Source organism: Tidjanibacter massiliensis (assembly GCF_900104605.1).
Classification (GTDB): Bacteria; Bacteroidota; Bacteroidia; order Bacteroidales; family Rikenellaceae; genus Tidjanibacter; species Tidjanibacter inops.
In genome coordinates, this window is the sequence record NZ_LT629960.1 from 1922814 (window position 1) to 1946696 (window position 23883).

The 23883-nt window shown below is 57.0% G+C and carries 23 protein-coding genes and 1 pseudogene; 8 read left to right on the forward strand and 16 right to left on the reverse strand.

Going from position 1 to position 23883, the window contains the following annotated elements:
• Nucleotides 1–199: 199 nt before the first annotated feature.
• The 5 genes and pseudogenes from BQ5361_RS09155 to BQ5361_RS09175 form a co-directional block, all read right to left on the reverse strand.
• The gene (locus tag BQ5361_RS09155) at nt 200–1561 is read right to left on the reverse strand and encodes a peptidoglycan DD-metalloendopeptidase family protein (protein ID WP_022062869.1); all 1362 of its coding nucleotides are present in this window, start codon (nt 1559–1561) and stop codon (nt 200–202) included.
• Nucleotides 1562–1675: 114 nt separating this feature from the next.
• The gene (locus BQ5361_RS09160) at nt 1676–3724 is read right to left on the reverse strand and encodes a dipeptidyl-peptidase 3 family protein (RefSeq protein ID WP_035471258.1); all 2049 of its coding nucleotides are present in this window, start codon (nt 3722–3724) and stop codon (nt 1676–1678) included.
• A 167-nt stretch (nt 3725–3891) separates the two neighbouring features.
• Nucleotides 3892–5102, reverse strand: a pseudogene (gene coaBC, locus BQ5361_RS09165) (bifunctional phosphopantothenoylcysteine decarboxylase/phosphopantothenate--cysteine ligase CoaBC).
• 104 nt (nt 5103–5206) lie between these two features.
• Complete coding sequence (locus BQ5361_RS09170; RefSeq protein ID WP_022062865.1) at nt 5207–5539, reverse strand: DNA-directed RNA polymerase subunit omega; 333 nt, start codon at nt 5537–5539, stop codon at nt 5207–5209.
• Nucleotides 5540–5552: 13 nt separating this feature from the next.
• Nucleotides 5553–6371 (reverse strand): outer membrane protein assembly factor BamD, encoded by an 819-nt coding sequence (locus BQ5361_RS09175; protein WP_022062864.1) that lies wholly within the window; start codon nt 6369–6371, stop codon nt 5553–5555.
• Nucleotides 6372–6549: 178 nt separating this feature from the next.
• Here BQ5361_RS09175 and BQ5361_RS09180 point away from each other — a divergent pair, with 178 nt between their 5' ends.
• Entirely contained in the window at nt 6550–7821 is a 1272-nt protein-coding gene (locus BQ5361_RS09180; RefSeq protein WP_035471480.1) for an aminotransferase class I/II-fold pyridoxal phosphate-dependent enzyme, read from the forward strand.
• Between the two features lie 179 nt (nt 7822–8000).
• Here BQ5361_RS09180 and BQ5361_RS09185 read toward each other — a convergent pair whose 3' ends face one another.
• The 3 genes from BQ5361_RS09185 to BQ5361_RS09195 all read right to left on the reverse strand — a co-directional run bounded on the left by BQ5361_RS09185 (nt 8001) and on the right by BQ5361_RS09195 (nt 9612).
• The gene (locus BQ5361_RS09185; protein ID WP_022062862.1) at nt 8001–8288 is read right to left on the reverse strand and encodes a hypothetical protein; all 288 of its coding nucleotides are present in this window, start codon (nt 8286–8288) and stop codon (nt 8001–8003) included.
• Nucleotides 8289–8384: 96 nt separating this feature from the next.
• The gene (locus BQ5361_RS09190) at nt 8385–8894 is read right to left on the reverse strand and encodes a hypothetical protein (RefSeq protein ID WP_035471255.1); all 510 of its coding nucleotides are present in this window, start codon (nt 8892–8894) and stop codon (nt 8385–8387) included.
• A 280-nt stretch (nt 8895–9174) separates the two neighbouring features.
• Nucleotides 9175–9612 carry a PepSY-like domain-containing protein gene (locus BQ5361_RS09195; protein ID WP_035471477.1) on the reverse strand — a complete coding sequence of 146 codons (438 nt, stop codon included), beginning with the start codon at nt 9610–9612 and terminating at the stop codon, nt 9175–9177.
• A 214-nt stretch (nt 9613–9826) separates the two neighbouring features.
• Between BQ5361_RS09195 and BQ5361_RS09200 the strand changes: the two genes are divergently transcribed.
• The gene (locus BQ5361_RS09200) at nt 9827–10375 is read left to right on the forward strand and encodes a ferredoxin domain-containing protein (protein ID WP_022062859.1); all 549 of its coding nucleotides are present in this window, start codon (nt 9827–9829) and stop codon (nt 10373–10375) included.
• Between the two features lie 74 nt (nt 10376–10449).
• On the opposite strand, the gene BQ5361_RS09205 is transcribed toward BQ5361_RS09200, so the two are convergent.
• The 5 genes from BQ5361_RS09205 to BQ5361_RS09225 form a co-directional block, all read right to left on the reverse strand.
• The gene (locus tag BQ5361_RS09205; RefSeq protein WP_035471253.1) at nt 10450–10821 is read right to left on the reverse strand and encodes a LiaF transmembrane domain-containing protein; all 372 of its coding nucleotides are present in this window, start codon (nt 10819–10821) and stop codon (nt 10450–10452) included.
• A gap of 22 nt (nt 10822–10843) precedes the next feature.
• Nucleotides 10844–12190 (reverse strand): PspC domain-containing protein, encoded by a 1347-nt coding sequence (locus BQ5361_RS09210; protein ID WP_052130924.1) that lies wholly within the window; start codon nt 12188–12190, stop codon nt 10844–10846.
• Nucleotides 12191–12217: 27 nt separating this feature from the next.
• Complete coding sequence (locus BQ5361_RS09215) at nt 12218–12553, reverse strand: PadR family transcriptional regulator (protein ID WP_022062856.1); 336 nt, start codon at nt 12551–12553, stop codon at nt 12218–12220.
• Between the two features lie 2 nt (nt 12554–12555).
• Nucleotides 12556–12798, reverse strand: coding sequence for a PspC domain-containing protein (locus BQ5361_RS09220; RefSeq protein WP_081976759.1), 243 nt, complete (start codon nt 12796–12798; stop codon nt 12556–12558).
• 78 nt (nt 12799–12876) lie between these two features.
• Nucleotides 12877–13356, reverse strand: coding sequence for a PspC domain-containing protein (locus tag BQ5361_RS09225; RefSeq protein WP_035471250.1), 480 nt, complete (start codon nt 13354–13356; stop codon nt 12877–12879).
• A gap of 786 nt (nt 13357–14142) precedes the next feature.
• Here BQ5361_RS09225 and BQ5361_RS09230 point away from each other — a divergent pair.
• Nucleotides 14143–14916: an SDR family NAD(P)-dependent oxidoreductase gene (locus BQ5361_RS09230; RefSeq protein WP_035471248.1), complete on the forward strand. Its 774-nt coding sequence runs from the start codon at nt 14143–14145 to the stop codon at nt 14914–14916.
• Between the two features lie 173 nt (nt 14917–15089).
• Here the strand turns inward: BQ5361_RS09230 and BQ5361_RS09235 are convergent, their stop codons facing one another.
• Nucleotides 15090–15569, reverse strand: a complete 480-nt coding sequence (locus BQ5361_RS09235) for a hypothetical protein (RefSeq protein WP_035471246.1) — start codon at nt 15567–15569, stop codon at nt 15090–15092.
• Between the two features lie 199 nt (nt 15570–15768).
• Here BQ5361_RS09235 and BQ5361_RS09240 point away from each other — a divergent pair, with 199 nt between their 5' ends.
• The 5 genes from BQ5361_RS09240 to BQ5361_RS09260 all read left to right on the forward strand — a co-directional run bounded on the left by BQ5361_RS09240 (nt 15769) and on the right by BQ5361_RS09260 (nt 21573).
• The gene (locus BQ5361_RS09240; RefSeq protein WP_035471468.1) at nt 15769–17613 is read left to right on the forward strand and encodes an SLC13 family permease; all 1845 of its coding nucleotides are present in this window, start codon (nt 15769–15771) and stop codon (nt 17611–17613) included.
• A 205-nt stretch (nt 17614–17818) separates the two neighbouring features.
• On the forward strand, nt 17819–19786 hold the full coding sequence (dnaG, locus tag BQ5361_RS09245; protein ID WP_022062850.1) for a DNA primase: 1968 nt from the start codon (nt 17819–17821) through the stop codon (nt 19784–19786).
• A gap of 81 nt (nt 19787–19867) precedes the next feature.
• Nucleotides 19868–20326 (forward strand): SsrA-binding protein SmpB, encoded by a 459-nt coding sequence (smpB, locus tag BQ5361_RS09250; RefSeq protein ID WP_022062849.1) that lies wholly within the window; start codon nt 19868–19870, stop codon nt 20324–20326.
• Between the two features lie 82 nt (nt 20327–20408).
• Complete coding sequence (gene tsaB / locus BQ5361_RS09255) at nt 20409–21119, forward strand: tRNA (adenosine(37)-N6)-threonylcarbamoyltransferase complex dimerization subunit type 1 TsaB (protein ID WP_035471244.1); 711 nt, start codon at nt 20409–20411, stop codon at nt 21117–21119.
• Nucleotides 21120–21138: 19 nt separating this feature from the next.
• Entirely contained in the window at nt 21139–21573 is a 435-nt protein-coding gene (locus BQ5361_RS09260; RefSeq protein WP_035471241.1) for a dCMP deaminase family protein, read from the forward strand.
• Nucleotides 21574–21663: 90 nt separating this feature from the next.
• Here the strand turns inward: BQ5361_RS09260 and BQ5361_RS09265 are convergent, their stop codons facing one another.
• On the reverse strand, nt 21664–22773 hold the full coding sequence (locus BQ5361_RS09265; protein WP_035471239.1) for an ABC transporter permease: 1110 nt from the start codon (nt 22771–22773) through the stop codon (nt 21664–21666).
• Nucleotides 22773–23876 (reverse strand): ABC transporter permease, encoded by a 1104-nt coding sequence (locus tag BQ5361_RS09270; RefSeq protein WP_035471237.1) that lies wholly within the window; start codon nt 23874–23876, stop codon nt 22773–22775. The genes BQ5361_RS09265 and BQ5361_RS09270 overlap by 1 nt, the downstream gene beginning before the upstream one ends.
• Nucleotides 23877–23883: the final 7 nt, after the last annotated feature.

Here is a 23883-nt window from a genome sequence, read left to right on the forward strand (position 1 = left end):
CGCTGTTTTCGGTCGTTTGCCGGCAGTTTTCGGCTTCTTGCCGGTTCGTTGTTGCCTCCTGCTTTTTATCTGCCGCCCGGTGCAGCAGTTGCGGTTTTGTGCAGGGGGCGCTGACGTAATCGGCCTCTGGCTTCCAGTGCTGCGGAGCGCTCATCCCGCGGGCTCTCCTCGGGAAAGGAGGTACCGGCCCCCGGTGGGGCTATTCGTCGCTGCCGGCGAGGTCTTCTATCCGGTGCTGCTGCACGGGCGTATAGTCGAGGCTGACGATTTTTTCATCGTCGGGAACCTCTCCCTCCAGTTCGGCGATTATGTTGGTTTTGAAATATTCGAAGGCTTCCCGATTCGCCGGGCTTATCGGTTCCACCGGGTCGGAGGGAATTTTGAGCGGGTCGATGGCCGTCCCGTTCTTCCAGATGCGGAAATCGAGGTGCGGGCCGGTCGATGCTCCGGTACTTCCGACGTAAGCTATCGGTTCGCCTTGCGATACCCGTTTGCCAACGGTTATTCCTCTGGCGTATCCCTTCAGGTGCAGGTAGCCTGAAATGTAGTTGTTGGCGTGTTTTATCTTGAGGATATTGCCGCCGCCCTTGCTGTCCCACCGTTTTTCGGTTACCACGCCGTCGGCGATGGCTACCACTTCCGTCCCCGCAGGAGCGGCGTAGTCGACGCCGAGGTGCGGTCGGCGCACTTTGTATATCGGGTGCAGGCGCGAGGGGGAGAAACGCGAACTGATGCGCGTGTATTTCAGCGGGGCCTTCAGGAACTGTCGGCGCAGGCTGTTGCCGTTCTCGTCCCAATAAGCCACCCGTCCGTCCTGCCGGAAGGGGATGGCACGGTAAAGTTTGCCGTTGTGCCGGAACTCTGCTCCCCACACCATGCCGGTACCTACCCGAACGGTGTCAATCCACCGCTCGTCGAAGATGACCGTGAATTCGTCGCCCTCCTGAAGCCCGAAGAAATCCACGCTCCAGCCGAATATGTCCTCCATTTCGCATGGAATGCTTGCCGGCATGCCGGCAGCAATCGTAGCGTTCCACAGCGAATTGTTCGTCTTGTCTATCTTCGCCGTCTCCTTGCGGCGTACCAGTTTCACCTCCTTGCTCTCCTGCCTGACCGTTACGGAGTCGCCTGCGAGCGATACCACGATGTAATCCGTGGGATTTTTCTCGTAAACGAAGTGGCGCAGCCTCCGTCCGAGCGAATCGTGTTCCATGAAGGCCGTGTAGGGCTGTCCCGCCCGCATGCCGCGCATGTCGAATACCGACCTGCTTTCGCGGTCGATGCGGTCCACCGTGGCCGGGCCTACGCCGAGGCCGTCGAGGATGTGCGACAGGGTTTGTCCGCTGCCGACCTTCTCCGTGATGACGTCGTAGTTTTCATATTCGATGCCGTACATGAGATTGGGGGCCGACATCTCTTCCTCTTCGGAGAGGAGGCCTCTCTCCGTCGGGTGTGAGCACCGTTTCGTCCCGAAGAGGAGGAGCAGGACGATGGCCGCGGCAACGGCAGCCCCGCCGGCGATGATGCCCGCCCGCTTCAGTGTTTCTTTTTTTATCTTCATCTTTTTCATAAGGTCCGTATACTCAATCGCCCGCTGAGGCGACAAGGGTTGTCTCCGTAAGAACGCGGGAATACCTTCCGGGGTATGCCGGCATTCGAAAAAACGTACCCCGCGTCAGTTCACCGAAGGGAGGAAAGAGTACCTTGACGAGTAGTCCAGCATCTGTTCCGTGTAACTTTTCGGGTACTCGTAGATGATGTCCACGATTTCGCCGCCCTCCATGACAGGAGTGTATATCGGGTTCACGAAGCCGCTGTAAGGCTGGATACCGAGTTTGCCGTAGCGTTCGAGCACCTCTTCGTGCAGTTTGCGGTCCACCTTGACGCCGTACCGTTCCACCAGGTCGCGTCCCGCCACGAAATCGCCCTCCGACTTGATGCGCTGCACTTCGCGGAGCATCTTTCCGAAGAGGGTACGCAGCTTGTCGAAGTCGTTGACGACGATATAGGTCTTCCCGTCGCTGACTACCTTCTCGATGACATTCTCCCTGCGCCCCAGTTCGTAAGCCCATTCGCTTATCATTTTGCGGTTGCGCATGTGCGTCTGTTCGATGTCTTTGCCCAGTTCCACGCGTGCGAGCTGCGTCATCATGCCGTTCGAGATGTAGGAGGCGTACTGTGCCTTAGCCACCTCCGCGTCCGGCAGCAGCCCCAGCTCCTCCATCTTCGGGTCGGCCATGTAGTAGAGGCTGAAGAGGTCGGCACGCGCCTCCTCCAGCACCGAGCCGTACTGTTTCAGCTCGTCGCCTTTCACGCCCGGTGCGAGCTGCCCCGAACCGTGGCCGAGGCATTCGTGCAGGTCGGTGTGCATGTTGTCGCCGATGGTTCCGTACAATGTGATGCGTTCGCGGTCTTCGGGCCGGAAGATGAACTCCTCGATGAACCCGTTGCCCTTGCTGCTCTCGGCGTATGCCTGCGTGATGTTTTGTATCGTGACGGATTTGGAACCGTAGTCCTTCCTTATCCAGTCGGCGTTGGGGAGGTTGATGCCTATCGGCGTGGCAGGATAGCAGTCGCCGCCGAGTATCGCGGCATTGATGACTTTCGCCGATACCCCTTTCACCTCCTTTTTCCTGTATTTCTCCTGTATGGGCGAGTGGTCTTCAAACCACTGTGCATTGGCGCTGATGATTTCTGTGCGACGGGTGGCATCCATATCTTTGAAGTTCACCATGGCTTCCCACGATGCCTTGTACCCCAGGGGGTCGCCATACACTTCCGTAAAGCCGTTCACGAAATCCACCATGCTGGCCGTATCCTGCACCCAGAGGATGTTGAACCGGTCGTACTCTTTCAGGTCGCCGGTATTATAGAACGAGATGAGCGCCTCTATCGTTTCCTTTTGGACGGGGGAGGCCACTTCGGCGGCCTTTTCGAGCCAATAGACTATCTTCTCGAGGGCGGGCGCATACATGCCGTCTGTCTTCCAGACACGTTCCGTAAGTTTTCCGTTCTGCTTGACGAGCTGTGAGTTGAGACCGTAAGAAATCGGCTGCGGGTCGCCCGGTTTGGCCATGCGTGCGTAGAATGCCTCCGCCTCGCGTTGCGATACCCCGTCGTAGTAATTCATCGCCGAACTCTTCAGCAGGTCGGCTCCGGCTGCTTGATTCACCCGTACCGGATAGAGAGCGGGGTCGAAGATGACCGGCTTGATGATTGCCGTCAGCTGTTCCGCGGAACCGAAGTCGTGCGGCAGCTTCTCTGCCGGAACCGATGCCACGAGCGTATCGAAATAGGCTTCGCTGAATTCCGGAGTGAACTTGTCGCTCGAATAGTGGTGATGGATGCCGTTGGCGAACCACACCTTCTTGAGATACTTCTCGAAGGCCTTCCATTCGGCTGTAGTGCGGTCGCCGCGGTAGTTCGTGTAAATCGCCTCCAGTGTCCGGCGTATGGGAAGATTGTATTTGAAATTCTGGTCGAAGATGATATCCCGTCCGCTCAGGGCGGCCTGGTTGAGGTAGTAGATGAGTTTCTTCTGGTCAAGGGAGAGGTTCTCGAAGCCGGGTACTTTGTACTGCAATACTTTGATGTCGTCGAACGTATCCACTACCCATTTGAACTCCTCCGTCTGTACCTGCTCCTGAGGTTGTTTCAGTTCGATGCAGGAGGGTGCCCCTAATGAAACGATTGCCATAGCTAAAACGGTTAATCCTTTTCTCATGACTCTGCCTTGGAAATTTACCCCGTAAAAATAGTGATAAAAACCGGATAATGGCAAACCGATTTCCGTTCGGGCGCAATCTTGTTTTTTGAACGGCACGAAAAGGCCGGCGTTCGGCGGCGGATACGGAAATGCGGGACAGGGGAGGCCTTCCCCGCTCGTCGGGATTACCGTTTTTCCGGTACGGCGGCGAACCACGCTTCGATGCGGTCGGCGATGCGTGCCGCGGCGGCGGTTTTTGCCTCCAGCGGGTATTCGTCGGTGTGTCCCTGCCTGTCTATGACGGTGATTTTGTTCGTGTCGCCGGAGAATCCGGCTCCCTTGTCGCGTAGGGAGTTGAGCACGATGAAGTCGAAGTTCTTGCGGCGCATCTTGTCGAGGGCGTTGTTCCGCTCGTTGTCCGTTTCGAGTGCGAAACCGACCAGCAGCCGATGCCCCTTCATCCGGCCTGCTTCCGCTGCGATATCCTTCGTGCGTTTCAGGCGGACGACCATTTCGCCGTCCCCTTTCTTGATTTTTGTCGGACTGACCTCCGCAGGAGTATAGTCGGCCACTGCTGCGCACATCACGGCGCCGTCCGCCTGCGGGAAACGTTCCATCACTGCACGGTACATCTCTTCGGCGGAGAGTACGTCGATGCGTTCGGTGCCGGCCGGAGTCGGAAGGCAGGTACGGCCGCTCACGAGTGCGACATGCGCCCCGCGGGCGGCGAGTGCGCCGGCTATCGCATAGCCCATCTTCCCGGAGGAGTGGTTGGAGAGAAAGCGTACGGGGTCCAGCGGCTCGATGGTCGGGCCTGCCGTAACGATGAGGTATCTGCCTTGGAGCGACATGGTCAGGGAAGGAGCCCGCGCACCTGTTCGATGATTTCTTCCGGTTCGGCCATGCGGCCCTTTCCCGTCAGGCCGCTCGCCAGCTCTCCGGAGCCCGGTTCGATGATGCGTACGCCGAGGTTCCGCAGTTTTTCGATGTTCTCCTGCGTTGTGGGGTGGGCGTACATGTCGAGGTCCATGGCCGGAGCGAGAGCGACAGGGCAGCGTGCCGACAGATAGCATGTCAACAGCAGGTTGTCGGCGATTCCGTGGGCCATTTTCCCGATGGTGTTGGCCGTGGCGGGCGCGATTAGGTAGAGGTCGGCCCACGTTCCCAGGCTCACATGACTGTTCCACTCCCCGTTCTCCGGATTGAAGAAATCCACGAGGATGGGGTGGCGGGAGAGCGTGGCCATCGTGAGGGGGGTGATGAACTGTTTGGCCAGCGGCGTCATGACAACCTTGACTTCGGCTCCCTCTTTGACGAGGCTGCGCGTGAGCACGGCGGCCTTGTAGGCTGCGATGCTGCCCGTTACGCCCAACAGTATGTGTTTTCCTGAAAACATGGGTTCATGGGACTGTGCCGAACGGACGGCGGAGTGTACATTCCGTGCTTTCTGCCGCACGACGGCAGAGGGTCCGTTCTTCCGCAGGCTCCCGAAGCCGGCGGTTACTGCTGCTCTGTCTCGGGCGTCGCGTTGCGGAAATAGACTTCTCCTTCGAGGAACTCCTCCGTTGCGATGAGGGTAGGCTTCGGAAGCCTTTCGTAGTAGCGGGATATCTCTATCTGTTCCCTGTTCTCGAAAGTCTCCTCCAGCGTGTCGGTGGTGCTTGAAAAATCGGCGAGCTTCCGGTTGAGTTCCTGTTTGAGCTGCGTGGCTATCTGGTTGGCGCGGCGCGATATGACCACGACGGATTCGTATATGTTGCCTGTCTGTGCGTCGATGTCGGTGAGTTTTCGCGTCACCGTGTTGTTGGGCACGTTATTTTTCTTGATGTCCATGGTATACTTGTTCTTATTCTGTTGCTTCGCTCTGGTGTTTGTCGAGGTATTCCCTCGCGGTTTTCTGCAACCGGTCGAGTTCGCGGCGGTATCCGCTCTCCGGAAATTCGGAAATGAACGTGTAATATGCGTCCAGCATATCGAGGTAACGGTCCGTTTGCAGCGCATGGACCGAGTTGGCCGCCAGTTCGTAGCACGATTTCACGGTGAGGTAGAGTATCTCCTCCCGGTGCGGTGTTTCGGGGTACTCCCTGAGCGCATTCCGCAGGGCGACGACCGCCGATTTGTAACGGCCTATCTTGTAATACGTCCGTGCGTTGATGAACGATTTGTCGTACAGCGTCTGCTGCAGTTCGTCGAGACGTATGAGGCACAGTTGCTTCTTCAGCGAGTTGGGATAGCGTTGCAGGTATTCGTTGATGCTGGTTATCGCCATGTAGGTCGATGTCTGGTCGCGGTTGGCCGGCGGCGACATGTAATAGAAACCCATGGCGTATTTGTATTCCGCCTCCTCCACGAAAGGACTCCGTCCGAAGCGGCGCCTGAAGTCGTCGAACTCCATGGAGCTGAGCTGGTAATCACGCGACCGGAAGTGTGCGTCGGCCGTGTAGAACAGGATGGTGTCTTCGCGGACGGTACCCTGATAGTAGGGCGCTATCTCCTCGAAGAGCTGCAGCGTTTTGTCGAATTTCCCCTTCTCGAAGTAGTCGAGCGCTGCCTTGTACATCTGCTCCCTGTCGTTGCTTTTCAGCAGTTTGTTATAACCGCTGCAGCCTGCTGCCAAAAGCAGGACTGCGGAACAGACCGTTATTTTCAGGACCGGTTTTGTCATGGCTGTGATGGTTTGCAGGCGCGCACGGTACAAATGCGCACAAAGTTACGTAACTTTAACGAGATGCAAAAAAGTTTATTGCATTTTCTCTTACTTTCGGTAATAATGGCTAAATTTGTCCGGTCTCTTCGGCGATTCGCCGAACGGTTTGATATATAACCTCAAAAACATAATTCAAGTGAACATCTTAGAGAGAATCAGGAATAATTCCGGCGGCCCGATTGGGCAGTATATCGATTATGCACACGGCTATTTCGCATTCCCCAAGCTGGAGGGCGACATAGGGCCCCGCATGAAGTTCCGCGGCAAGGAGGTTCTCAACTGGAGCCTCAACAACTACCTCGGACTGGCCAACCATCCGGAGGTACGCAAGGCCGACGCCATCGGCGCCGTGGAGTTCGGCATGGCCGCTCCCATGGGCGCACGCATGATGAGCGGGCAGACCAAATACCATGAGGAACTGGAGCGCCGTCTGGCGAAATTCGTGGGCAAGAAGGATGCGTTCCTGCTCAACTTCGGCTATCAGGGGATGATATCCATTATCGACTGCCTGCTGACGCGCCGCGACGCCGTAGTTTACGATTCCGAGGCGCACGCCTGCATCATCGACGGACTGCGCATGCACATGGGCAAACGTTTCGTCTATCCGCACAACGACATGGAGCGGCTCCGCGTGGAGCTCGCCCGGGCGTCGGAACTGGTGAAGGAGACCGGCGGCGGCATTCTCGTCATTACGGAGGGTGTGTTCGGCATGAAGGGCGACCTCGGCAAGCTGGACGAAATCGTGGCGATGAAGAAGGATTTCGATTTCACCTTCCTCGTGGACGATGCCCACGGTTTCGGGACGATGGGCCCCGACGGACGCGGTACCGCCCACCATTTCAACTGCGTGGACGGGGTGGATGTCCTCTTCAACACTTTCGCCAAGTCGATGGCCGGTATCGGTGCCTTCGTCTGCGGTGACAAATATCTGATAGATTTCTTCCGTTACAACATGCGTTCGCAGCAGTTTGCCAAAAGCCTTCCGATGCCGATGGTAATCGGTGCGCTCAAGCGCCTCGAGCTTATCGAAACGCATCCCGAATACCGCGAGCGGCTCTGGACGATAACCCGTGCCCTGCAGCAGGGATTCCGCGACAAGGGATTCGATATCGGCGGTACGCTCTCGCCCGTGACGCCCGTCTATATGAAAGGAGGCGTGAACGAGGCCACGAACCTCGTGTACGACCTGCGCGAGCGGTTCAACCTCTTCTGCTCCGTCGTGACCTATCCGGTGATACCCAAGGGCGAAATCATCCTGCGCATCATTCCGACGGCGGTGCATACCCTCGAAGATGTGGAGTACACGCTCAACTGTTTCGAAGCCTGCCGCGAGAAGCTCCTCAAGGGCGAGTACCAGAAGGAGATGCCGCGTGTGGCGGACAAGTATTTCGAAGAACAGGCGAAATGACAGCATAAAGTCATGTCCGGTCAGAACGGCCGACAGCGTCATTCGGGGGGAAGCGATACCGCTTTCCCCCGTTTGTTTCGTCCTTGCGTCCGCCGCTCCTGCTGCGCACGACGCCCCCGAATGCAAAAGACCGGCTGTCTGCCGGCCTTTTGCATATCCCGTACCGATGCGAGTTGGATTTACGGTTGTTCGCTGAGCAGTATCCGGGCCCCGTAATTCGGGAAATCCAGCCATTGTTCCGGATTCTCGAAATAGAGCATGGAACTCTCCCCGCAGTACTTGTCCGTTTGCGGGAAATGCAGTGTGATTTGTGCTGCTACCCCTAACTCGATGACTTCTTTGTATTTGTATCCGGCCTTGACGTTGATGGATGTGTCGAAATAAGTATCTTCGTTCGGTCCGAGGACGGCTATGGTTTCGTAATCGTCGTTGGTGTTGCCTGATGTTCTTTCTCGTTTGCGGTACAAGAAAACAGAATGGATGCAGCAAGCAATGCTGCAATGGATTTGGAAACAGGTTTCATAATTTTAGGGTTTAAAGATGTGTTTAGGCATTATCGGTTGCTACCAATCGTTCCAGATATCGTGGTCGACGGTCATAACGTACTCGGCCGTCCATTGACCGGTACGCGTATAGTACCAATGTTCGTAAGACCATATATTTTTATGACGCCAATCCCAATCTCCTTTCGGATATACTTGGCATATTCCATGGAACGTGATGATATCGGAGTAGTAGAAACAGTTGAACGGTTCGGTATTGTCCGGGCTTTCAAATACTTTTACGAGCGTTTTGGTATGTGCAGGTAAAAGTATTTTACGGTATAAATTGACTTGGAACCTTTTCGGGAGGTCAGGCGTTCCCGGTCTAAAATATCCTTCCAGAACGATATTAGTTCCCGGCTCTTGATAATGAGGCCCTGAAAACTCAAGGTCTATATCCAGATTGTTCTGTACATAAAAGTAGCTCAGTCCCCGCGGAAGCGGTTCCGGCGGTTCAGCATGGCCGCTTTTGCTGCAGGCCGTCGGTATCATCAGCATCGCTGCCAATACCGGCAATAGGAAATTTTTCATTTTAAAAGCTGTTTAGAGTATTTGTGTATAAGTGTGGTATTTCTTTAGACTAAAGTTAGGTAAAATATAAGAATAGACAAGGCGATGCGTCGTTTTTTGATGTGTATTCATGGAAAATATACGCCCGCATCAGGTGATGGCGGGAATCGGGAGGAAGCAAGGCAGAGGTTCCCGTATTGTCGTATACACCGTCGGTCGGCAGCTTACTGCCGACCGACGGTGTATAAACGGTTTCTGTATGGGGTTAACGATGTGCGCAGGTTTCAAACCCGCGGTCGGGTCAATTGTCCAGGTCGATGACGTTGAAGTTGAGGTCGAACTTGATTTCCCACCAGTTCGAGAGGTTGACTTCGTAGGCGTGGCGGTCGCGTTCGATACTCCTGATGTAGGCGTCCGGATAGTTCTCGGTGACGTATTTCGTAATTGCGGCAGGGACTATCGCGGCAGGTACCGCACCCTCCCGGTACTGTACTTCCGTCCATTCGCCGGAACGGTCGAATTCCACCTTGTCGCCGTTGGTGAAGATGACTTCGTAGCTCTTTTCGAAGAGTTCCGAATCCATTTTCGCCATCGCCACCTTATGGCCGGAGAAATGGTCCGAGATGAATTGCTGTGCCGTCTGGGGCAGGTCCGTGACCTTGACGGGTTTGTCGTCTGCTGCGAATGCCGTCGCCTGGAGTGCGACCAGGCCGACCAACAGGAATGCTAATTTTTTCATAAATAAGATGTTTTTAATGAGTTGGTGTTTGAACAAATTTCTGTTTTCCGATTGATTATTTCCGCAATTTCCGCTCCAAACTTTCCGCAGCCGCTTCGTGTTCTGCGGTTCCGGAAATATTTTCATCCCCTGTCGTTTGTTCGTTCGCCCGGATTACCGGTATCTTTGCATGTGCCGCCGCAGGCGGCCGGGTCAGTGTAAAATATAAAACGTTATGATAATCAGAGAGAACGAATCAAGGGAAGAGTACGTTATGTCGGTGGCCAAGGCGATGATGTCGGCTGCGAGGACGGCACCCAAGGGGTGTGGAGTGGATAATCTCGAAATCGCCGCATTGGGTCTGTCGCGCCTTTCCCGTCTTGCCCGCAAGATGCGTGAGATAGGCGAACGCGACAGCAAGGCCTTCTTCCTGCGCGATGCCGACAATGTGGAGAACTCCCAAGCCGTCGTCCTCATCGGTACCCGCCGTGCGGTGCGGGGATTGAACTGCGGACTGTGCGGATACCCTACCTGCCGCGAAAAACGCGACAGTGCGCCGGCCGTTCCGTGCGTATTCGACGTCACCGACCTCGGCATTGCCGTAGGGAGCGCCGTTGCCATAGCGGCGGACTGCCGGGTGGACAACCGGATTCTCTATTCGGCGGGCGTTGCCGCGAAGGAGCTGGGCTTTCTCGATGACTGTGCCATCATCTATGCCGTGCCGCTCTCTGTCAATGGCAAGAACATCTATTTTGACAGGTTTGCCAAGTGCGGGGCCAAGTAGGGCGGAGACCACCCGCTGTTCGGCGGCAGTATGTACCGAGGTCCCGTCCGTACGGGCAGGAACCCCGGTGCCGCTTACCGTTTTCCCAGCCGCGATACTATCAGCGCGATGCCTGCTGCCATGACCAGTATCGGCAGGACGATTTTGTTGAAGGATAGGCTGATGTCCAGTGCGTCCATGACTACGAAGAAGATTCCGAGTCCTCCGATTATCACGCCTGCGCTCCAGCGGCGGACCGCAAGCAGGTAACCTCCCGCGGCTACCAGCAGCATCTGCCATGAAAAGAGGGCGTTGAACAGTCCGTAGCCTATCCAGCCGGTGTTGTAGAAGAGCCATATCACTCCGATGGCGACGAGGATGATGCCGAGGTAGATGTTGCCGGCTATGTTGGTCTCCCCTTTCCTGTGCGGCTGCTCGGGCAGCCTGCTGTCGTTTATTACTTCCATGTGTATGAATTTTTAAAGTTTTTCAATCGTTTCCCCGGTCCGGATACCTGCCGGGACGGCTTATGACGATGCGTTCGTCGCTGAGCGTATCGGCCGGATTGTCGGGATGGACCACCACCTTGCGGATGGTGACCCTGCCGTCCTGTTCGGTTATCTCTACATGGACATTGTCATCTTCCCAGTCCTCTTCGCGGTATTCGCGGTAGAGGTCGTCGATGCTGCTGTCCTTGCGGAGTTCCTCTTCTTTCCACTCGCCCTGTTCGTCCCAATCATCGGGCAGGGCGGGCGTGTGCCGGTACCAGTCGTAGAAGTCGTCGTACTCCTCTATTTCGTATTCGAGTCTGCGGGCGCCGTCGCGCAGTCTGTCGGCATTGTGCATGGTGACGACCGAGAGGTAAACCACGAGTGCCATCCAGATGACCGATGTGACGAGCAGAAATGTCCGGTTGGTTTTCGAGCCGAAGAGTACCTTGAGCAGGAAGTATCCGAGGAGGACGAGGGGTATCAGTATCGCCAGCAGCGTCAGTCCGGCATAGAGACCGGGCGTAATGCCCTCGAGGCCGGAGAAGTTTTCCAGTACCATCCGTCCGCCGACCAGTTCTGCGCTGAACAGGACGGCTATGATGGCGATGAAACATCCGATGGCTGCGATGCCGACGCCCAGTGCGATGAAGAATACTACCGCTTTGAGCAGGAAGAGCAGGATGCGTCCCAGCCCATAGACGATATCCGCCCAGACCGATGCCGACCGCTGGCGCTTCGGGGAGGGCGGCATGGCCGAGGCGTCCCCTGCGAAGGTCTGCCGTATGGAGGATGCAGTCACTTTTTCTCCTTGCATTTCGAGTTTCTGCCGCGGTGTCCGCGCCATGGGAATGGCTATCCAGAGAATGATGTACAGGACGACGAACATGACGAACATCGAACCGAAAAAGGCCGAAGCGTCGCCCGTGGGAAAGATGACCAGCAGCATCGGCAGGAAGAATGCGAGCCTTATCCATACGGGGTCGGTACGGAAATAGGCAGCCAGTCCGGAGCATACGCCGCCGAGTACCGCCCCGTCGGGATTCCGGTAGAGCCTTTTCGGAATCTTCTCCACGGGCGGTTCTTCTTCCGTATCCAAATCGTCCGGAAAACCGAGCTGCGCCACCACCGATTCCGCGAGTGCGCGGCTCACCACGTTGTCGCTCTCCTGTTCGTTCAGTATGAGTTCTGCGATACGCGCTTCGATGTCGGCCACGATTTCGCGGCCGTCGGGTTTCTTCGCATACCCTGTTTCGAGCTTGTCGAGGTAATCCTTCATCACCTGGTAGGCCTCGGCGTCGAACGAGAACGCGATGCCCGATATGCTCACTTTCACAACCTCTTTCATCTGTGCGGAAATTTGGACGGCCTGCCGTTAGCGGCCGCGGATTTGTGCTATCTGTGCTATCAGTTCATCCCACGAGACATCGAGCTGCGACAGCGCCTCGCGGCCTTTGTCCGTGATGGAGTAGTATTTGCGGGGAGGGCCCTGCGGGGACTCTTCCCAGCGGTACGACAGGAGTCCCTGGTTCTTCTGACGCGTCAGGATGGGGTAGAGCGTACCCTCCACCACTATCATCCGGGCGTTTTTGAGCTCCGCAATGATTTTCGGAGCATAGGAGTCGCCCCGCGACAGTATCAGCAGGATGCAGTACTCCAGAATGCCTTTGCGCATCTGCGCTTTTGCATTGTCTACATTGATGGGTTCCATGTTCAGCTCCTTCCGTAATTATCGCCGCCGTTCGCCGAAGCCGGTTCGAGCGGTACGGCTATCCACAGCACCAGATAGACCCAGAACCCTGCCGAGAAGCAGAAGAGGGCGAACAGAGCTATGATGCGTACGAGTACGACGTCCACGTTGAAATAATCGGCCAGTCCCTGGCATACGCCGCCGATGATGCGCCGGCGGCTGCGGTAGAGCCTCCTGGGCTTCCTATTGTCGTTGATGATTTCCATTTTCTTGACTTTTATGTTTATATACATTGTTTCCGCCGCGGCTGCAGACCGCGTCCGTGCCGGCCGGCACGGCGTATTTCACGCCTCGGAAGGTATCACTATCCACAGGATGATATAGACCCACAGGCTGATACCGCCGAAGAAGATGAGCAGGAACATCAGCAGGCGTACGACCGCTACGTCTATGCCGAAATAGGCCGCCAGTCCGCCGCATACGCCGCCTATTACCCGGTTGCTGCGCGAACGGCGCAGGCATTTGATGTCGGCCTGAGCCTGCCTTCCCTCCGGTCTGCGGCGCGGTTCTCCGAACTCGTCCGCCCGCCCGAGTATGGCTATCGCCTTGCGCACGAGGTCGGCGTTTACCACCTGCCGCGGTGAGGCAAGGTTCTCGCTGAATATGTCTGCTATGCGCATCTCCAGGTCGTTGAGCGTCTCCGCGGCCTCTACCGGTTCGAAGCGTTCTCCGACGTCGTCGAGGTATTTCCGCAGGATATAATAGGCATCCTCGTCTATAACGAATGCGACGGAACCTATGTTTACGTTAAGTGTTTTCTTCATGGCTCATACGGTTTAATGTTGTTTTGTATCGCAAATATACGATTATTTCCTAATACTATGTATTGCATAGTATATTTTTTTCAAGAATTGTGCCGTTCCGCGTGGAAGCGGAGACAAATTGCAGGTAGGAACAGGAGTCGGGGCGGAAATTGGCCGGCGGAATAGAGAGTTTTCCGGAGGAGTGTCCGAATACCGACGGATAAGGAGCCGCAGCCGTGGAGTGGAGCCGGCGGATGTTTCGCCTTTCGTAGAGCGTATCCGCTGCGGGAAGGTTTTATGAGGAAGTGCCGGCCGATGGGGGCGGACCGTTCATTCGCCTTTGCATGCCGTACGGCGTGTCGAGACCGGAGAACGGTATGGCAACGGAGGCCGGGCAGTGCGGTTATGGACTTGTTTGAAGGGGATTCCTAATCTTTTCGCCGTTTTTTTCGAAAAAAAATTATGAATCGTTATTGGAATTAAAAAATAAGCTATACTTTTGTGTTATCGAAATAACAGTTATTTGTGTAACAGATACGTTTTCAATACCGCACTGTGAAGTCCGGGCAAGCAATAGTTAGGATAGTAAGTTAGGTTAGAAGTGGATAGTGCGGGTGCGGCGGCAGACCGTACCCGCACGAAACACGGGGAACTTCGGTTCCGAAAGGTTCTTTGGAGAGTTTGGCATTCCGCGGCGCATGGTCGTCCCTGCGGCCGGACAAATCCGTTTTGGCAAAGAAATTGTCCTTGTATCGAAGGGAGGGGAGGATTCCCCGTTCGATTGAGGATTTCTTAAAAGCGAAGATTATGGATTTATTCGGATTGAAAGGACGGGTAGCGGTAGTGACCGGTGCTTCGAGCGGATTGGGTGCGGATGCCGCACGGGCATATGCGGCTTACGGGGCCGACGTGGCGTTGGTCGCACGAAGGAAAGAGCGGCTCGAAAGTTTGGCGGAGGAGCTCCGCGGAGAGGGGGTGAAGGCTCTGCCGGTTGCCTGCGACGTTTCGCGGGAAGACGATGTCCGGGCTGCGGTGGAGCGTATCATGGATTACTTCGAACGGGTGGACATCCTGCTCAACGATGCGGGAGTGGCTGTTCCGGGCGGTGTGGAGACACTGACCGCCGAGGAGTGGGACAGGTCGATGGATATAAACGTCCGGGGGATGTTCTTGATGTGCAAGTATGTCGTTCCGCATATGCGGGAAAGGAGATACGGCAAGATAGTGAATATATCCTCCGTGAATGCCACCCTGGCCGATAAGGTACCGGAGTTGTGGCGGCACGCCTACAACGCCTCGAAGGCCGCTGTGAAGGGATTGACCGTCGGGATGGCGGCCTCCTATGCAGCGGACAACATCACGGTGAATTCCATCGGACCGGGACTGTTCGAGAGCGAAATGACGGAGAATACGCTCTTCAGGCACGAAGCGTTCATGCAGATGTACGATACGCTGACGCCCGCATCGAGACCCGGTGCGAAAGGGGAGTTGAACGGTACCATCCTCTATTTCTCCTCGCAGGCTTCGAGCTATGTGACCGGACAGCATATCATCGTGGACGGAGGTTTCTCCATCGTATGACGAAAGTGGTTTTTAAGATATACCCGCCCGTTCAAGGCGGACGGGCGTTTAAGTTTTAGGTAGGATTTTAGAATGGTAGCGCAGGCAAGCTGGGAAGCTCGCCTGCGCTTTTTCGTCTCCGCTGCCGGGAAAAGAGGATTCTTTTCTCCGAAAGGAGCTCCCCGTGTGCCGCATCATTTCCCGATATTCCTGCCAATCCGGCTCATGCGGTCCAGCGAATCCGCCATGTCTGCATCGATGTCGTCTTTCGCCCGCAGCGCCTGGTCGGAGATGTCGTATGTTTTGGCTGCGACCGTCCCCGCTTTGGCGTCGTCGCGTATCCTGCGCCTGGCTTCTGCGACCTCCTCCCGGAAATCGGCCTTGTCGTCGTCGAAGTCGGCGCGGGCCGTTATGACCTCCATATTGACCATATCCTTCGCCCGCCGGGCGGTTTCGCGAGCCTCCCGGATGTTATGGCTGGAGCATCCGTCGCCGAGTGTCTTCTCCATGCGTTCCGTTTCCCGGAGCTCCTCCTTTATCTCTTTCATGCGTGTATCCGCACTTTCTCGGACGTTCCTGTACGCTTCGCGTGCCTCTTTGCGTACCTCTTTCCCGAGCCCCGCAGCGGTTTCGCCGAACTCCCTGCGTGCTTCCCTGTATTCTTCTTTCTTCATGACCGTGTATTTTAAGTCTTGTTTCTGGCCGGTTGCCCGGCTTACAAAGACCTTACTTCAAAAAAGAGGCCAATCGGTATCGCAGCCCTCCGGAGACGGATGTCCCGTCCGGTCTCCCATACTCCGAAACATGCAGACGATTGTATTTTTCGCAGTTAATCCCTATCTTGCAGATTCAATCAATGCATACGGTAATTTTATGGTGTCTTTACTATCCCCCTCTGTAATGACGCTGGCTATACTTATCGTCTCATGTGTCTTTTTCATGAGCGGTAAGGTCAGGTCCGATATTGTCGCGCTCTGCGCCCTGCTCGCCTTGCTGATATTCGGCATACTCACTCCCGCCGAGGCGCTTTCGGGTTTTGCGAGTCCGGTGGTGATAATGATGGTGGGGCTGTTCGTCGTGGGTGCGGGCATCTTCCGCACCGGTCTCGCCAAGATGATAAGCAGTCGTATCCTGCGTATCGGCGGCAAGAACGAGAACGTGCTTTTTGTCCTCGTGATGCTCGTTACCGCCCTGATAGGGGCCTTCGTGAGCAATACGGGTACGGTGGCGGTGATGCTGCCTATCGTGATGAGCATGGCCGCATCGTCCGGCATCAGTTCGAGCCGTTACCTGATGCCCATGGCATTCGCCAGCAGCATGGGACTCTTTACCCTGATAAGTACCCCGCCCAACCTCGTCATACAGGAGGCGCTGGTGGATGCGGGCATGGAGCCGCTCGGTTTCTTCTCGTTCGCCCCGGTCGGAGCAGTGGTCGTGGCGGTAGGCATTGGGGTGCTCTATTTCCTGAGCCGCCTGCTCGTTCGGAAGGACGAAGGCAAGCGGAACGAAAAACGGAAGGCGAAGACGCTGGCCGAACTCGTGGAGGAGTATAACCTCGTGCACCTGAGTTTTCAGGTGGAGGTTCCCGCCGCATCGCCCATGGTCGGCCGTTCGCTCAAGGAGCTTCGCATCGGTTCCCTTTACGATGTGAGCGTGGGGCGTATCATCCATGCGCCGCAGACCCGGTTCCGCAGGATAACCACCGAAGAGGTGGCCGGGCCGGAGAGCGTGATTCTGGCGGGCGACGTCCTGCACCTGCACGGCAGCGAGGAGCATGTGGACCGCCTCGTGGCGGAGCAGGGACTCGTAGCGACCGAGTGGAGTCCCAAATCGTCCGGGGAGACCGCCGACACCGGGTATGCCGAGGCGTTCATCATGCCCAACTCGCACTTGATAAACCATACGGTGGCGGACAGCCGCTTTAGGGAGCTGTACAACGTGAATGTTCTTGGAATAAAGCGTCACGGGGAGTATGACCTCGGCGATATGCGCGATGTGAAGATGCATGCCGGGGACTCCCTGCTCATTCAGGGAACCTGGGACAATATCACCGCTCTGGAGGAGTACACCGATGAGTTCGTGCTGTTGGGGCAGCCGGAGAAGCGGGCCGCCCGCGTGACACTCGACCGGAAGGCGCCGATGGCCGCCCTCATCATGGCGGGCATGATACTGCTCATGGTGCTCGATGTCATTCCGGGCGTAGCGGCCGTGCTGCTGGCGGCCGTATTCATGGTGCTGACCGGATGCCTGCGCAACATGGAGGAGGCCTATACCAGTATCAACTGGGCCAGCGTAGTGCTGATAGCCGCCATGATACCCATGTCCACGGCCTTCGACAAGACCGGCATCACGGCTGCCATATCCGGATTCCTGCTGCACGGTCTCGGCGATATCGGGCCGCAGGGCCTGCTTGCAATGGTCTATTTCGTCACTTCGCTCACGACCATGTTCATCAGCAATACGGCGACGGCGGTGCTTTTCGCCCCCATCGCCATGGATGCCGCCCTGCGCATGGGCGTCAGTCCCTATCCTTTCCTTTTCGCCGTGGCCGTTTCGGCCAGCATGTGTTTCGCCTCGCCCTTCTCCACACCGCCCAACGCGCTGGTGATGAGTGCCGGCGGATATAGGTTCGGAGACTATATCCGGGTGGGGCTGCCGCTGCAGGTCGTGATGGGGGTCGTGATGATATTCGTGCTGCCGCTGCTCTTCCCCTTCTGACGGGTCTGCCGCGGCGGGCCGGCAGGAGGAGCCGAACGCTTTCCCGGCTGTCTGTGGAACCGGGCCGCACGGAGTTCCGTTCTGTCTTTGTCTTCAGTGGCGGAGGAGAACCGTCGCCGGGAAGGTGCGGGCGAAAACCCCCTGCCGTCCGCAAACGGTGCCCGGAAAATTCGTAAATTTGCAATCCGTAATCCTTACGCACGAGATGATAGACAGGGAAACAGTGGACCGCATCTATGCCGCCGCAGACATCGTGGAGGTGGTGAGCGACTTCGTCACCCTCAAGAAGAAGGGGGCGAACTACCAGGCATGCTGTCCTTTCCACAGCGAACGTACCCCTTCTTTCATCGTCTCTCCGGCCAAGGGGCTCTTCAAGTGTTTCGGCTGCGGCAAGGGCGGGAATGCCGTGACCTTCGTCATGGAGCACGAGAAGATGACCTATGCCGAGGCACTCAAGTATGTGGCGAAGAAATACGGCATCGAGGTGCGGGAGAAGGAGCTGACTCCGGAGGAGGCCAGGCGGAACGACGACCGCGAAAGCATGATGGTCGTCAACAGTTGGGCCGCCGACTATTTCCAGCATGTGCTGCACGATACGGATGAAGGGCTGAGCGTGGGAATGGGGTACTTCCGTGAGCGCGGTTTCACGGATGCCACGGTGCGCAAGTTCGCGTTGGGGTACTGTCCGGCCAAGGGCGACGCGATGACCATGGCGGCGCTCGGTGCCGGCTACAAGGAGCAGTTCCTCACCGAAACGGGACTCACCATCAAGCGCGAGACGGGCGGTTATTACGACCGTTTCACGGGCCGGGTGATATTTCCCGTCTACTCCATCAGCGGCCGCGTCATCGCTTTCGGCGGGCGGGTGCTGAAGACGAGCGACCGGACGGCCAAGTACCTCAATTCTCCCGAAAGCCTCATATATAGCAAGAGCCACAGCCTTTACGGCATCTACCATGCGAAGAACGCCATCGTGCGCGAAAACTTCTGCATTCTCGTGGAGGGCTATACGGACGTGATGCGGATGCATCAGACGGGCATCGAGAATGTCGTGGCTTCGTCGGGTACCTCCCTGACGGCAGACCAGATAAAGCTCATCAGCCGTTTTACGAAGAACATTACCGTCATTTACGACGGCGATTCGGCAGGTATCAAGGCGTCGCTCCGCGGTATCGACATGATACTGCGCGAGGGGTTGAACGTGCGGGTGGTGCTGCTGCCCGACGGCGAAGACCCCGATTCGTTCGGCCGTTCGCATTCGGCAGAGGAGGTCAGGGCCTACATCGAGGGGCACGAAGAGGATTTCATTCGTTTCAAGACACGCCTGCTGATGGCCGACGCAGGGGACGACCCGCTGAAGCGGGCGGCACTGGTCACCGATATCGTGCAGTCCATCTCCGAGATACCCGACCCGATTGTCCGTTCGGTTTTCATCAAGGACTGTGCGAAGAGCATGGATGTGGACGAGCAGGTACTCGTGGCCGAGGTGGCCCGCAAACGCCATTCGGTGCAGTACGACCGCCAGACCGGCGATTTTCTGCGCAGCATGCAGGCTCAGCGCCGCCGCGAAGAGCAGGCCGCCGCGTTGCCGGCCTCGCTCAAGGGTGTGACCGCAGGCAGCAGCATGGACGAGCTGGAGAAGGAGATAGTGGGATACCTGATGAAGTACGGTCATCTCTATTTCGAACACAAGGAGGGGCGCAACCTCGTGAAATTCAACGTAGCGGAGACTATTTTCAGCGACCTGCGCGACGACGTCTCCATCCGGAATCCCCAATACAGGGCGTTGTACGAGTGCTACGAGCAGCACTATGCCGAACTCGGCGAAGGTGTCAAGGTACCGGAGCACTACTTTACGAACCATGCCGATCCGCTGGTGTGCAATGCGGCGGTGGATATTCTCACCTCGGATACCAACTATGTGATGAGCGAGCTGTGGAAACGTCACGAGATTTTTCTCGACAGTGAGGAGGAGCGCCTTTCGGAACTTATACCCCGTGTCGTCACCCTCTATAAGTCGAAGACCATCGAGGCCATTATCGGAAAACTGAAGGAGAGTCTGGCCGACGAGGCACTCTCCGAGGAGGAGCAGATGTCCATCATGGAGAACATCGCCGCGCTCAACGAAGTGCGTACCCGGATTGCGAAAAAAATATCGAGACTGATACTGTGACGGGCCTCCCCGGCCGCTGGTACGTGCCGGGTCCGGTTTTTGTTTATCGCTGCGGAATATGTACCTTTGCAGGGTTAAGCTATGGCGGATTACAACAAGAAGATAAACATAAAGAACAAGCGTGCCGCGTTCGATTACGAGATACTCGAAGAGTATGTCGCAGGCATCGTCCTGACCGGTACCGAGATAAAGTCGCTCCGGCTCGGCAAGGCCTCCATGGTGGATTGCTACTGCTATTTCGACCGCCACGAACTCTACATCCGGGGGCTGAATATCTCCGAGTATCATTGGGGTACCTACAACAACCACCAGCCCAAACGCGACCGCAAGCTGCTGCTCAACAGGCGCGAACTCGACAAGCTGGAGCGGGCCTCGCAGGACAAGTCGGTGACTGTTGTGGGGCTGCGGCTCTTCCTGAACGAGCGGGGACTCGCCAAGGTGGTGATAGGGCTCGCCCGCGGGCGCAAACGTTACGACAAACGCGAATACATCAAGGAGAAGGATGCCCGGCGGGAGATGGACCGCGCCATGAAGCGATGACCTTTTCTGTCGTACCCTGCCGGGTGTGCGGGGGATGGCAACCCGTCGTGCGGAACTCGCTTCCTTCCTAAACGGATAAAAAATGTCCCTCATACTCTGCATAGAAACCGGAACGGATGTCTGTTCCGTCGCGCTCGCCCGCGGGGGGCGGCTCGTCTCCCTTCGGGAGGAGGCGGGACGCGACCATGCCCGCAAGGTGGCCCTGTTCGCCGACGAACTTTTTCGGGAGGCGGGAATATCTCCCCGCGGCCTGGATGCGGTGGCGGTCGGCCGGGGGCCGGGGTCGTACACTGGGCTGAGGATAGGTACGTCGTTCGCAAAGGGGCTCTGCTATGCGTTGGATGTTCCCCTGCTGGCGGTGGACTCGCTCGCCGCGATGGCGGTTATCGCATGCGATGACCGTGAGGCGGGACTGTTCCGCTCCGCGCAATGGGAATCCGCCCTGCTGTGTCCCATGATAGACGCCCGCCGGATGGAGGTCTATGCCGAGGTGTTCGACACCTCGCTGGAGAGTCGTTCGGAGGTGGCGGCCGAGGTGGTGACGTCCGGGAGTTTCGGCAGGTTCATCCGTCCCGAAGGGGAGTTTTTCGTTTTCGGGAGCGGTGCGGCCAAGACGGTCGGGGTGCTTCCGGCCGAGGGCGTCCGGTTCATCGATGTCCGCCCCTCGGCACGGGGGCTGTGCCGGCTCGCGCAGGCACGGCTCGACGCGGGACAGGTGGAGGATACCGCCTACTTCGAACCGGCTTACCTGAAAGATTTCGTGGTGACGGCAGGCCGGAAAAAATTATTCTGAGGAAGTAAGATTTGTCGTAATGGGATATCACGAGGAGAAACAGAGGCAGTTGGACATGCGCTATATCCGCATGGCGAAGATATGGGCGGAGAACTCCTATTGCATCCGCCGGCAGGTGGGAGCCTTGATTGTCAAGGACAAGATGATAATATCCGACGGTTACAACGGTACCCCCTCCGGGTTCGAGAACATCTGCGAAGACGAGGTGACGGGCAAGACCAAACCTTATGTGCTCCACGCCGAGGCCAACGCCATTACCAAACTGGCCAAAAGTGCCAACAACGGCGACGGAGCCACGCTCTACATCACCGCCGCACCCTGTATCGAATGTGCGAAACTCATCATCCAGGCGGGTATCAAGCGGGTGGTCTATTGCGACGACTACCACAGCGACGACGGCATTCTGCTCCTCAAGCGCATCGGTATCGAGGTGACGCAGGTCGAACTGGCATAACCTTTTCCGTTCGTCTCTCTTCCTTGTTCGGTCAAACCTGCGATGGGATATCTTTTGCGTCCGGGTTCTCCGGGGAGAGCCTGCCCGGCATCAACTGTTCTTGCGGTAACTCAGGATGGCCCAGACGTTCAGTATCAGTGCCATCGCCGCGAGAGCCGTAGCCTCGCGCCAAAGGTCGGAGAGGTCGCTCCCCTTCAGATAGATTCCCCGCATGGCGTCCACCATGTATTTCGTCGGATTGACGGCCGCGATGGCCTGCGCCCAGTCGGGCATACTCCCTACCGGTGTCAGGAGCCCGCACATCATGACGAATATCATCACGAAGAAGAGCATCACGAACGTGGCCTGCTGCATGGTGGAGGAGCTGTTGGAGATGATGAGCCCCATGCCCGTCATGGTGAGGATGAAGAGCCCGGTGAAGAGGAGGATGTTCCAGAGGCTTCCCACGGGCCACAGGCCGTAGATGAGCCATGCGAGCAGCATGCTGACCACCAGCGCGAAGATGCCGATTATCCAGAAGGGTATCAGTTTGGCGAGGATGAACGAGAGTTTCGATACGGGCGTTACGTTTATCTGCTCGATGGTGCCGAGCTCCTTTTCCTGTACGATATTGACTGCGGGCATGAAGCCGCACAGAAGCATGACGACCACAACCATCAGGCCGGGAACCATCGTGTGCTTGTAGTCCAGCAGAGGGTTGTACATGTTTTTGACGAACATTTCGAGCCGGGGAACGAGCGCCGGAGCGGCTTGTGCAGGGGAGGGTTCGCCCGCCGAGAACTCCGTCGTGAGCATCTGGATGTAGGCGCGGCCCAATACCCCTTTGGTGGTGTTCACCGTATTGATGGAGACGAGCAGGTCGGCCGAACCGTCCCGGATGTAGTCTTCCTCGAATCCCGACGGAATCTCCACGATGAGGTCGGCATCGCCGAACTCCATGGCATCCACCGCCTGTTCGTAGCTCTCCGTGACATCCCGCAGCCGGAAGTACGACGAGGCATTGACCGCCTTGACCAGGTCGCTCGACATCGTGCTGGCGTCGTGGTCCACCACGATGGTGTTGATGTCCTTGATATCGAGGGTCGTGGCCCACGGCATGAGCACCATTATCATCAGGGGGAATAACACGACGAGTTTCGGCATGAACTTATGCCGGAAAAACTGTTTGAACTCTTTTTCGAGCAGATACTTGAGTGTCATTATTCGAGTCGGTTATTCAGTTTCTTGAGGCTCGCGCCTATCAGTACGACGGCCATGGATGCGAGGATGACAATCTCTTTCCATGCGTAAATCATGGGGAGGCCCTGTATCATCAGTTTGCGGACGGCCGTGATGTACCACCGGGCCGGCAGGATGCATGAGATACCGCGAAGCGGCCAGGGCATACTCTCTATCGGAAAGACCATTCCCGACAACAGCATGGTCGGCATCATAAGCAACAATCCGGAGAACATCAGCGCGATGACCTGCTGCTGGGCCATGGTCGAAATGAGCAGACCGAGCGAGAGGTTGGCGATGATGTAGATGAGAGACACGAGCCACAGCGCCGCAAGGCTGCCCGCCACAGGTACCCCCAGCACGAAGACCGAGAGCAGCAGGATGGTCGCCAGGTTGATGCACGAGAGCACGAAGTAGGGTACCATCTTCGAAACCACGATGTAGATGGGCCGCACGGGGGATACGAGCAGCACCTCCATGGTTCCCGTTTCCTTTTCGCGGACGATGGAGATGGAGGTCATCATGGCGCAAATCAGCATCATGATGAGCCCCATGATGCCGGGCACGAAGTTGTAGGCCGATTTCATCTGCGGGTTGTAGAGGAACTGCACCTGCGTGAGGATGCCGCTCTCCGTTCCGCCGGAGGCCATTTCGTTTCCGAAGGCCGCTATGATGCCGCTCGCATAGGATGTGTAGCTTTGGGCCATGTTGGCGTCGCTGGCATCCACTATCAGTTGCATCTGGGAACCGTCCGGCGAGAGCATCCCGCCCGAAAAGTTCTGCCCGAAGGCCACCACGAGCTGCACCTCTCCCGATTTCATCACCTCGTCTATCTCTTCCGGCTTGTCGAGCCACTGCGTTACGGTGAAATACTCGCTGGCGTCGAGTCGTTCGGCTATCTGCCGCACCGTCGGGTCGGACGACGGCGAGAGGATGGCGATATTGACGTTGCGCACCTCGGTCGAGAGCGCGAAGCCGAACAGGATGATGAGTACGACAGGCATGACGAGCACGATGAGCATCGTCCGCTTGTCGCGCAGGATGTGGTAGAACTCTTTCTTGACGAATGCCCCGAACTCTCTCATATCGCTC

Excerpts from the sequence above, each read along its gene's own strand:
- BQ5361_RS09235 (WP_035471246.1), bottom strand. The coding sequence starts at position 15,569 with ATGAAGAAAGAAGAATACAGGGAAGCACGCAGGGAGTTCGGCGAAACC.
- BQ5361_RS09220 (WP_081976759.1), bottom strand. The coding sequence starts at position 12,798 with ATGGAAATCATCAACGACAATAGGAAGCCCAGGAGGCTCTACCGCAGC.
- BQ5361_RS09210 (WP_052130924.1), bottom strand. The coding sequence starts at position 12,190 with ATGAAAGAGGTTGTGAAAGTGAGCATATCGGGCATCGCGTTCTCGTTC.
- BQ5361_RS09215 (WP_022062856.1), bottom strand. The coding sequence starts at position 12,553 with ATGGAACCCATCAATGTAGACAATGCAAAAGCGCAGATGCGCAAAGGC.
- BQ5361_RS09270 (WP_035471237.1), bottom strand. The coding sequence starts at position 23,876 with ATGAGAGAGTTCGGGGCATTCGTCAAGAAAGAGTTCTACCACATCCTG.
- BQ5361_RS09195 (WP_035471477.1), bottom strand. The coding sequence starts at position 9,612 with ATGAAAAAATTAGCATTCCTGTTGGTCGGCCTGGTCGCACTCCAGGCG.
- BQ5361_RS09155 (WP_022062869.1), bottom strand. The coding sequence starts at position 1,561 with ATGAAGATAAAAAAAGAAACACTGAAGCGGGCGGGCATCATCGCCGGC.
- BQ5361_RS09160 (WP_035471258.1), bottom strand. The coding sequence starts at position 3,724 with ATGAGAAAAGGATTAACCGTTTTAGCTATGGCAATCGTTTCATTAGGG.
- BQ5361_RS09200 (WP_022062859.1), top strand. The coding sequence starts at position 9,827 with ATGATAATCAGAGAGAACGAATCAAGGGAAGAGTACGTTATGTCGGTG.
- dnaG (WP_022062850.1), top strand. The coding sequence starts at position 17,819 with ATGATAGACAGGGAAACAGTGGACCGCATCTATGCCGCCGCAGACATC.
- BQ5361_RS09175 (WP_022062864.1), bottom strand. The coding sequence starts at position 6,371 with ATGACAAAACCGGTCCTGAAAATAACGGTCTGTTCCGCAGTCCTGCTT.
- smpB (WP_022062849.1), top strand. The coding sequence starts at position 19,868 with ATGGCGGATTACAACAAGAAGATAAACATAAAGAACAAGCGTGCCGCG.
- BQ5361_RS09190 (WP_035471255.1), bottom strand. The coding sequence starts at position 8,894 with ATGAAAAATTTCCTATTGCCGGTATTGGCAGCGATGCTGATGATACCG.
- BQ5361_RS09205 (WP_035471253.1), bottom strand. The coding sequence starts at position 10,821 with ATGGAAGTAATAAACGACAGCAGGCTGCCCGAGCAGCCGCACAGGAAA.
- BQ5361_RS09230 (WP_035471248.1), top strand. The coding sequence starts at position 14,143 with ATGGATTTATTCGGATTGAAAGGACGGGTAGCGGTAGTGACCGGTGCT.
- BQ5361_RS09225 (WP_035471250.1), bottom strand. The coding sequence starts at position 13,356 with ATGAAGAAAACACTTAACGTAAACATAGGTTCCGTCGCATTCGTTATA.
- BQ5361_RS09265 (WP_035471239.1), bottom strand. The coding sequence starts at position 22,773 with ATGACACTCAAGTATCTGCTCGAAAAAGAGTTCAAACAGTTTTTCCGG.
- tsaB (WP_035471244.1), top strand. The coding sequence starts at position 20,409 with ATGTCCCTCATACTCTGCATAGAAACCGGAACGGATGTCTGTTCCGTC.
- BQ5361_RS09260 (WP_035471241.1), top strand. The coding sequence starts at position 21,139 with ATGGGATATCACGAGGAGAAACAGAGGCAGTTGGACATGCGCTATATC.
- BQ5361_RS09240 (WP_035471468.1), top strand. The coding sequence starts at position 15,769 with ATGGTGTCTTTACTATCCCCCTCTGTAATGACGCTGGCTATACTTATC.
- BQ5361_RS09170 (WP_022062865.1), bottom strand. The coding sequence starts at position 5,539 with ATGGACATCAAGAAAAATAACGTGCCCAACAACACGGTGACGCGAAAA.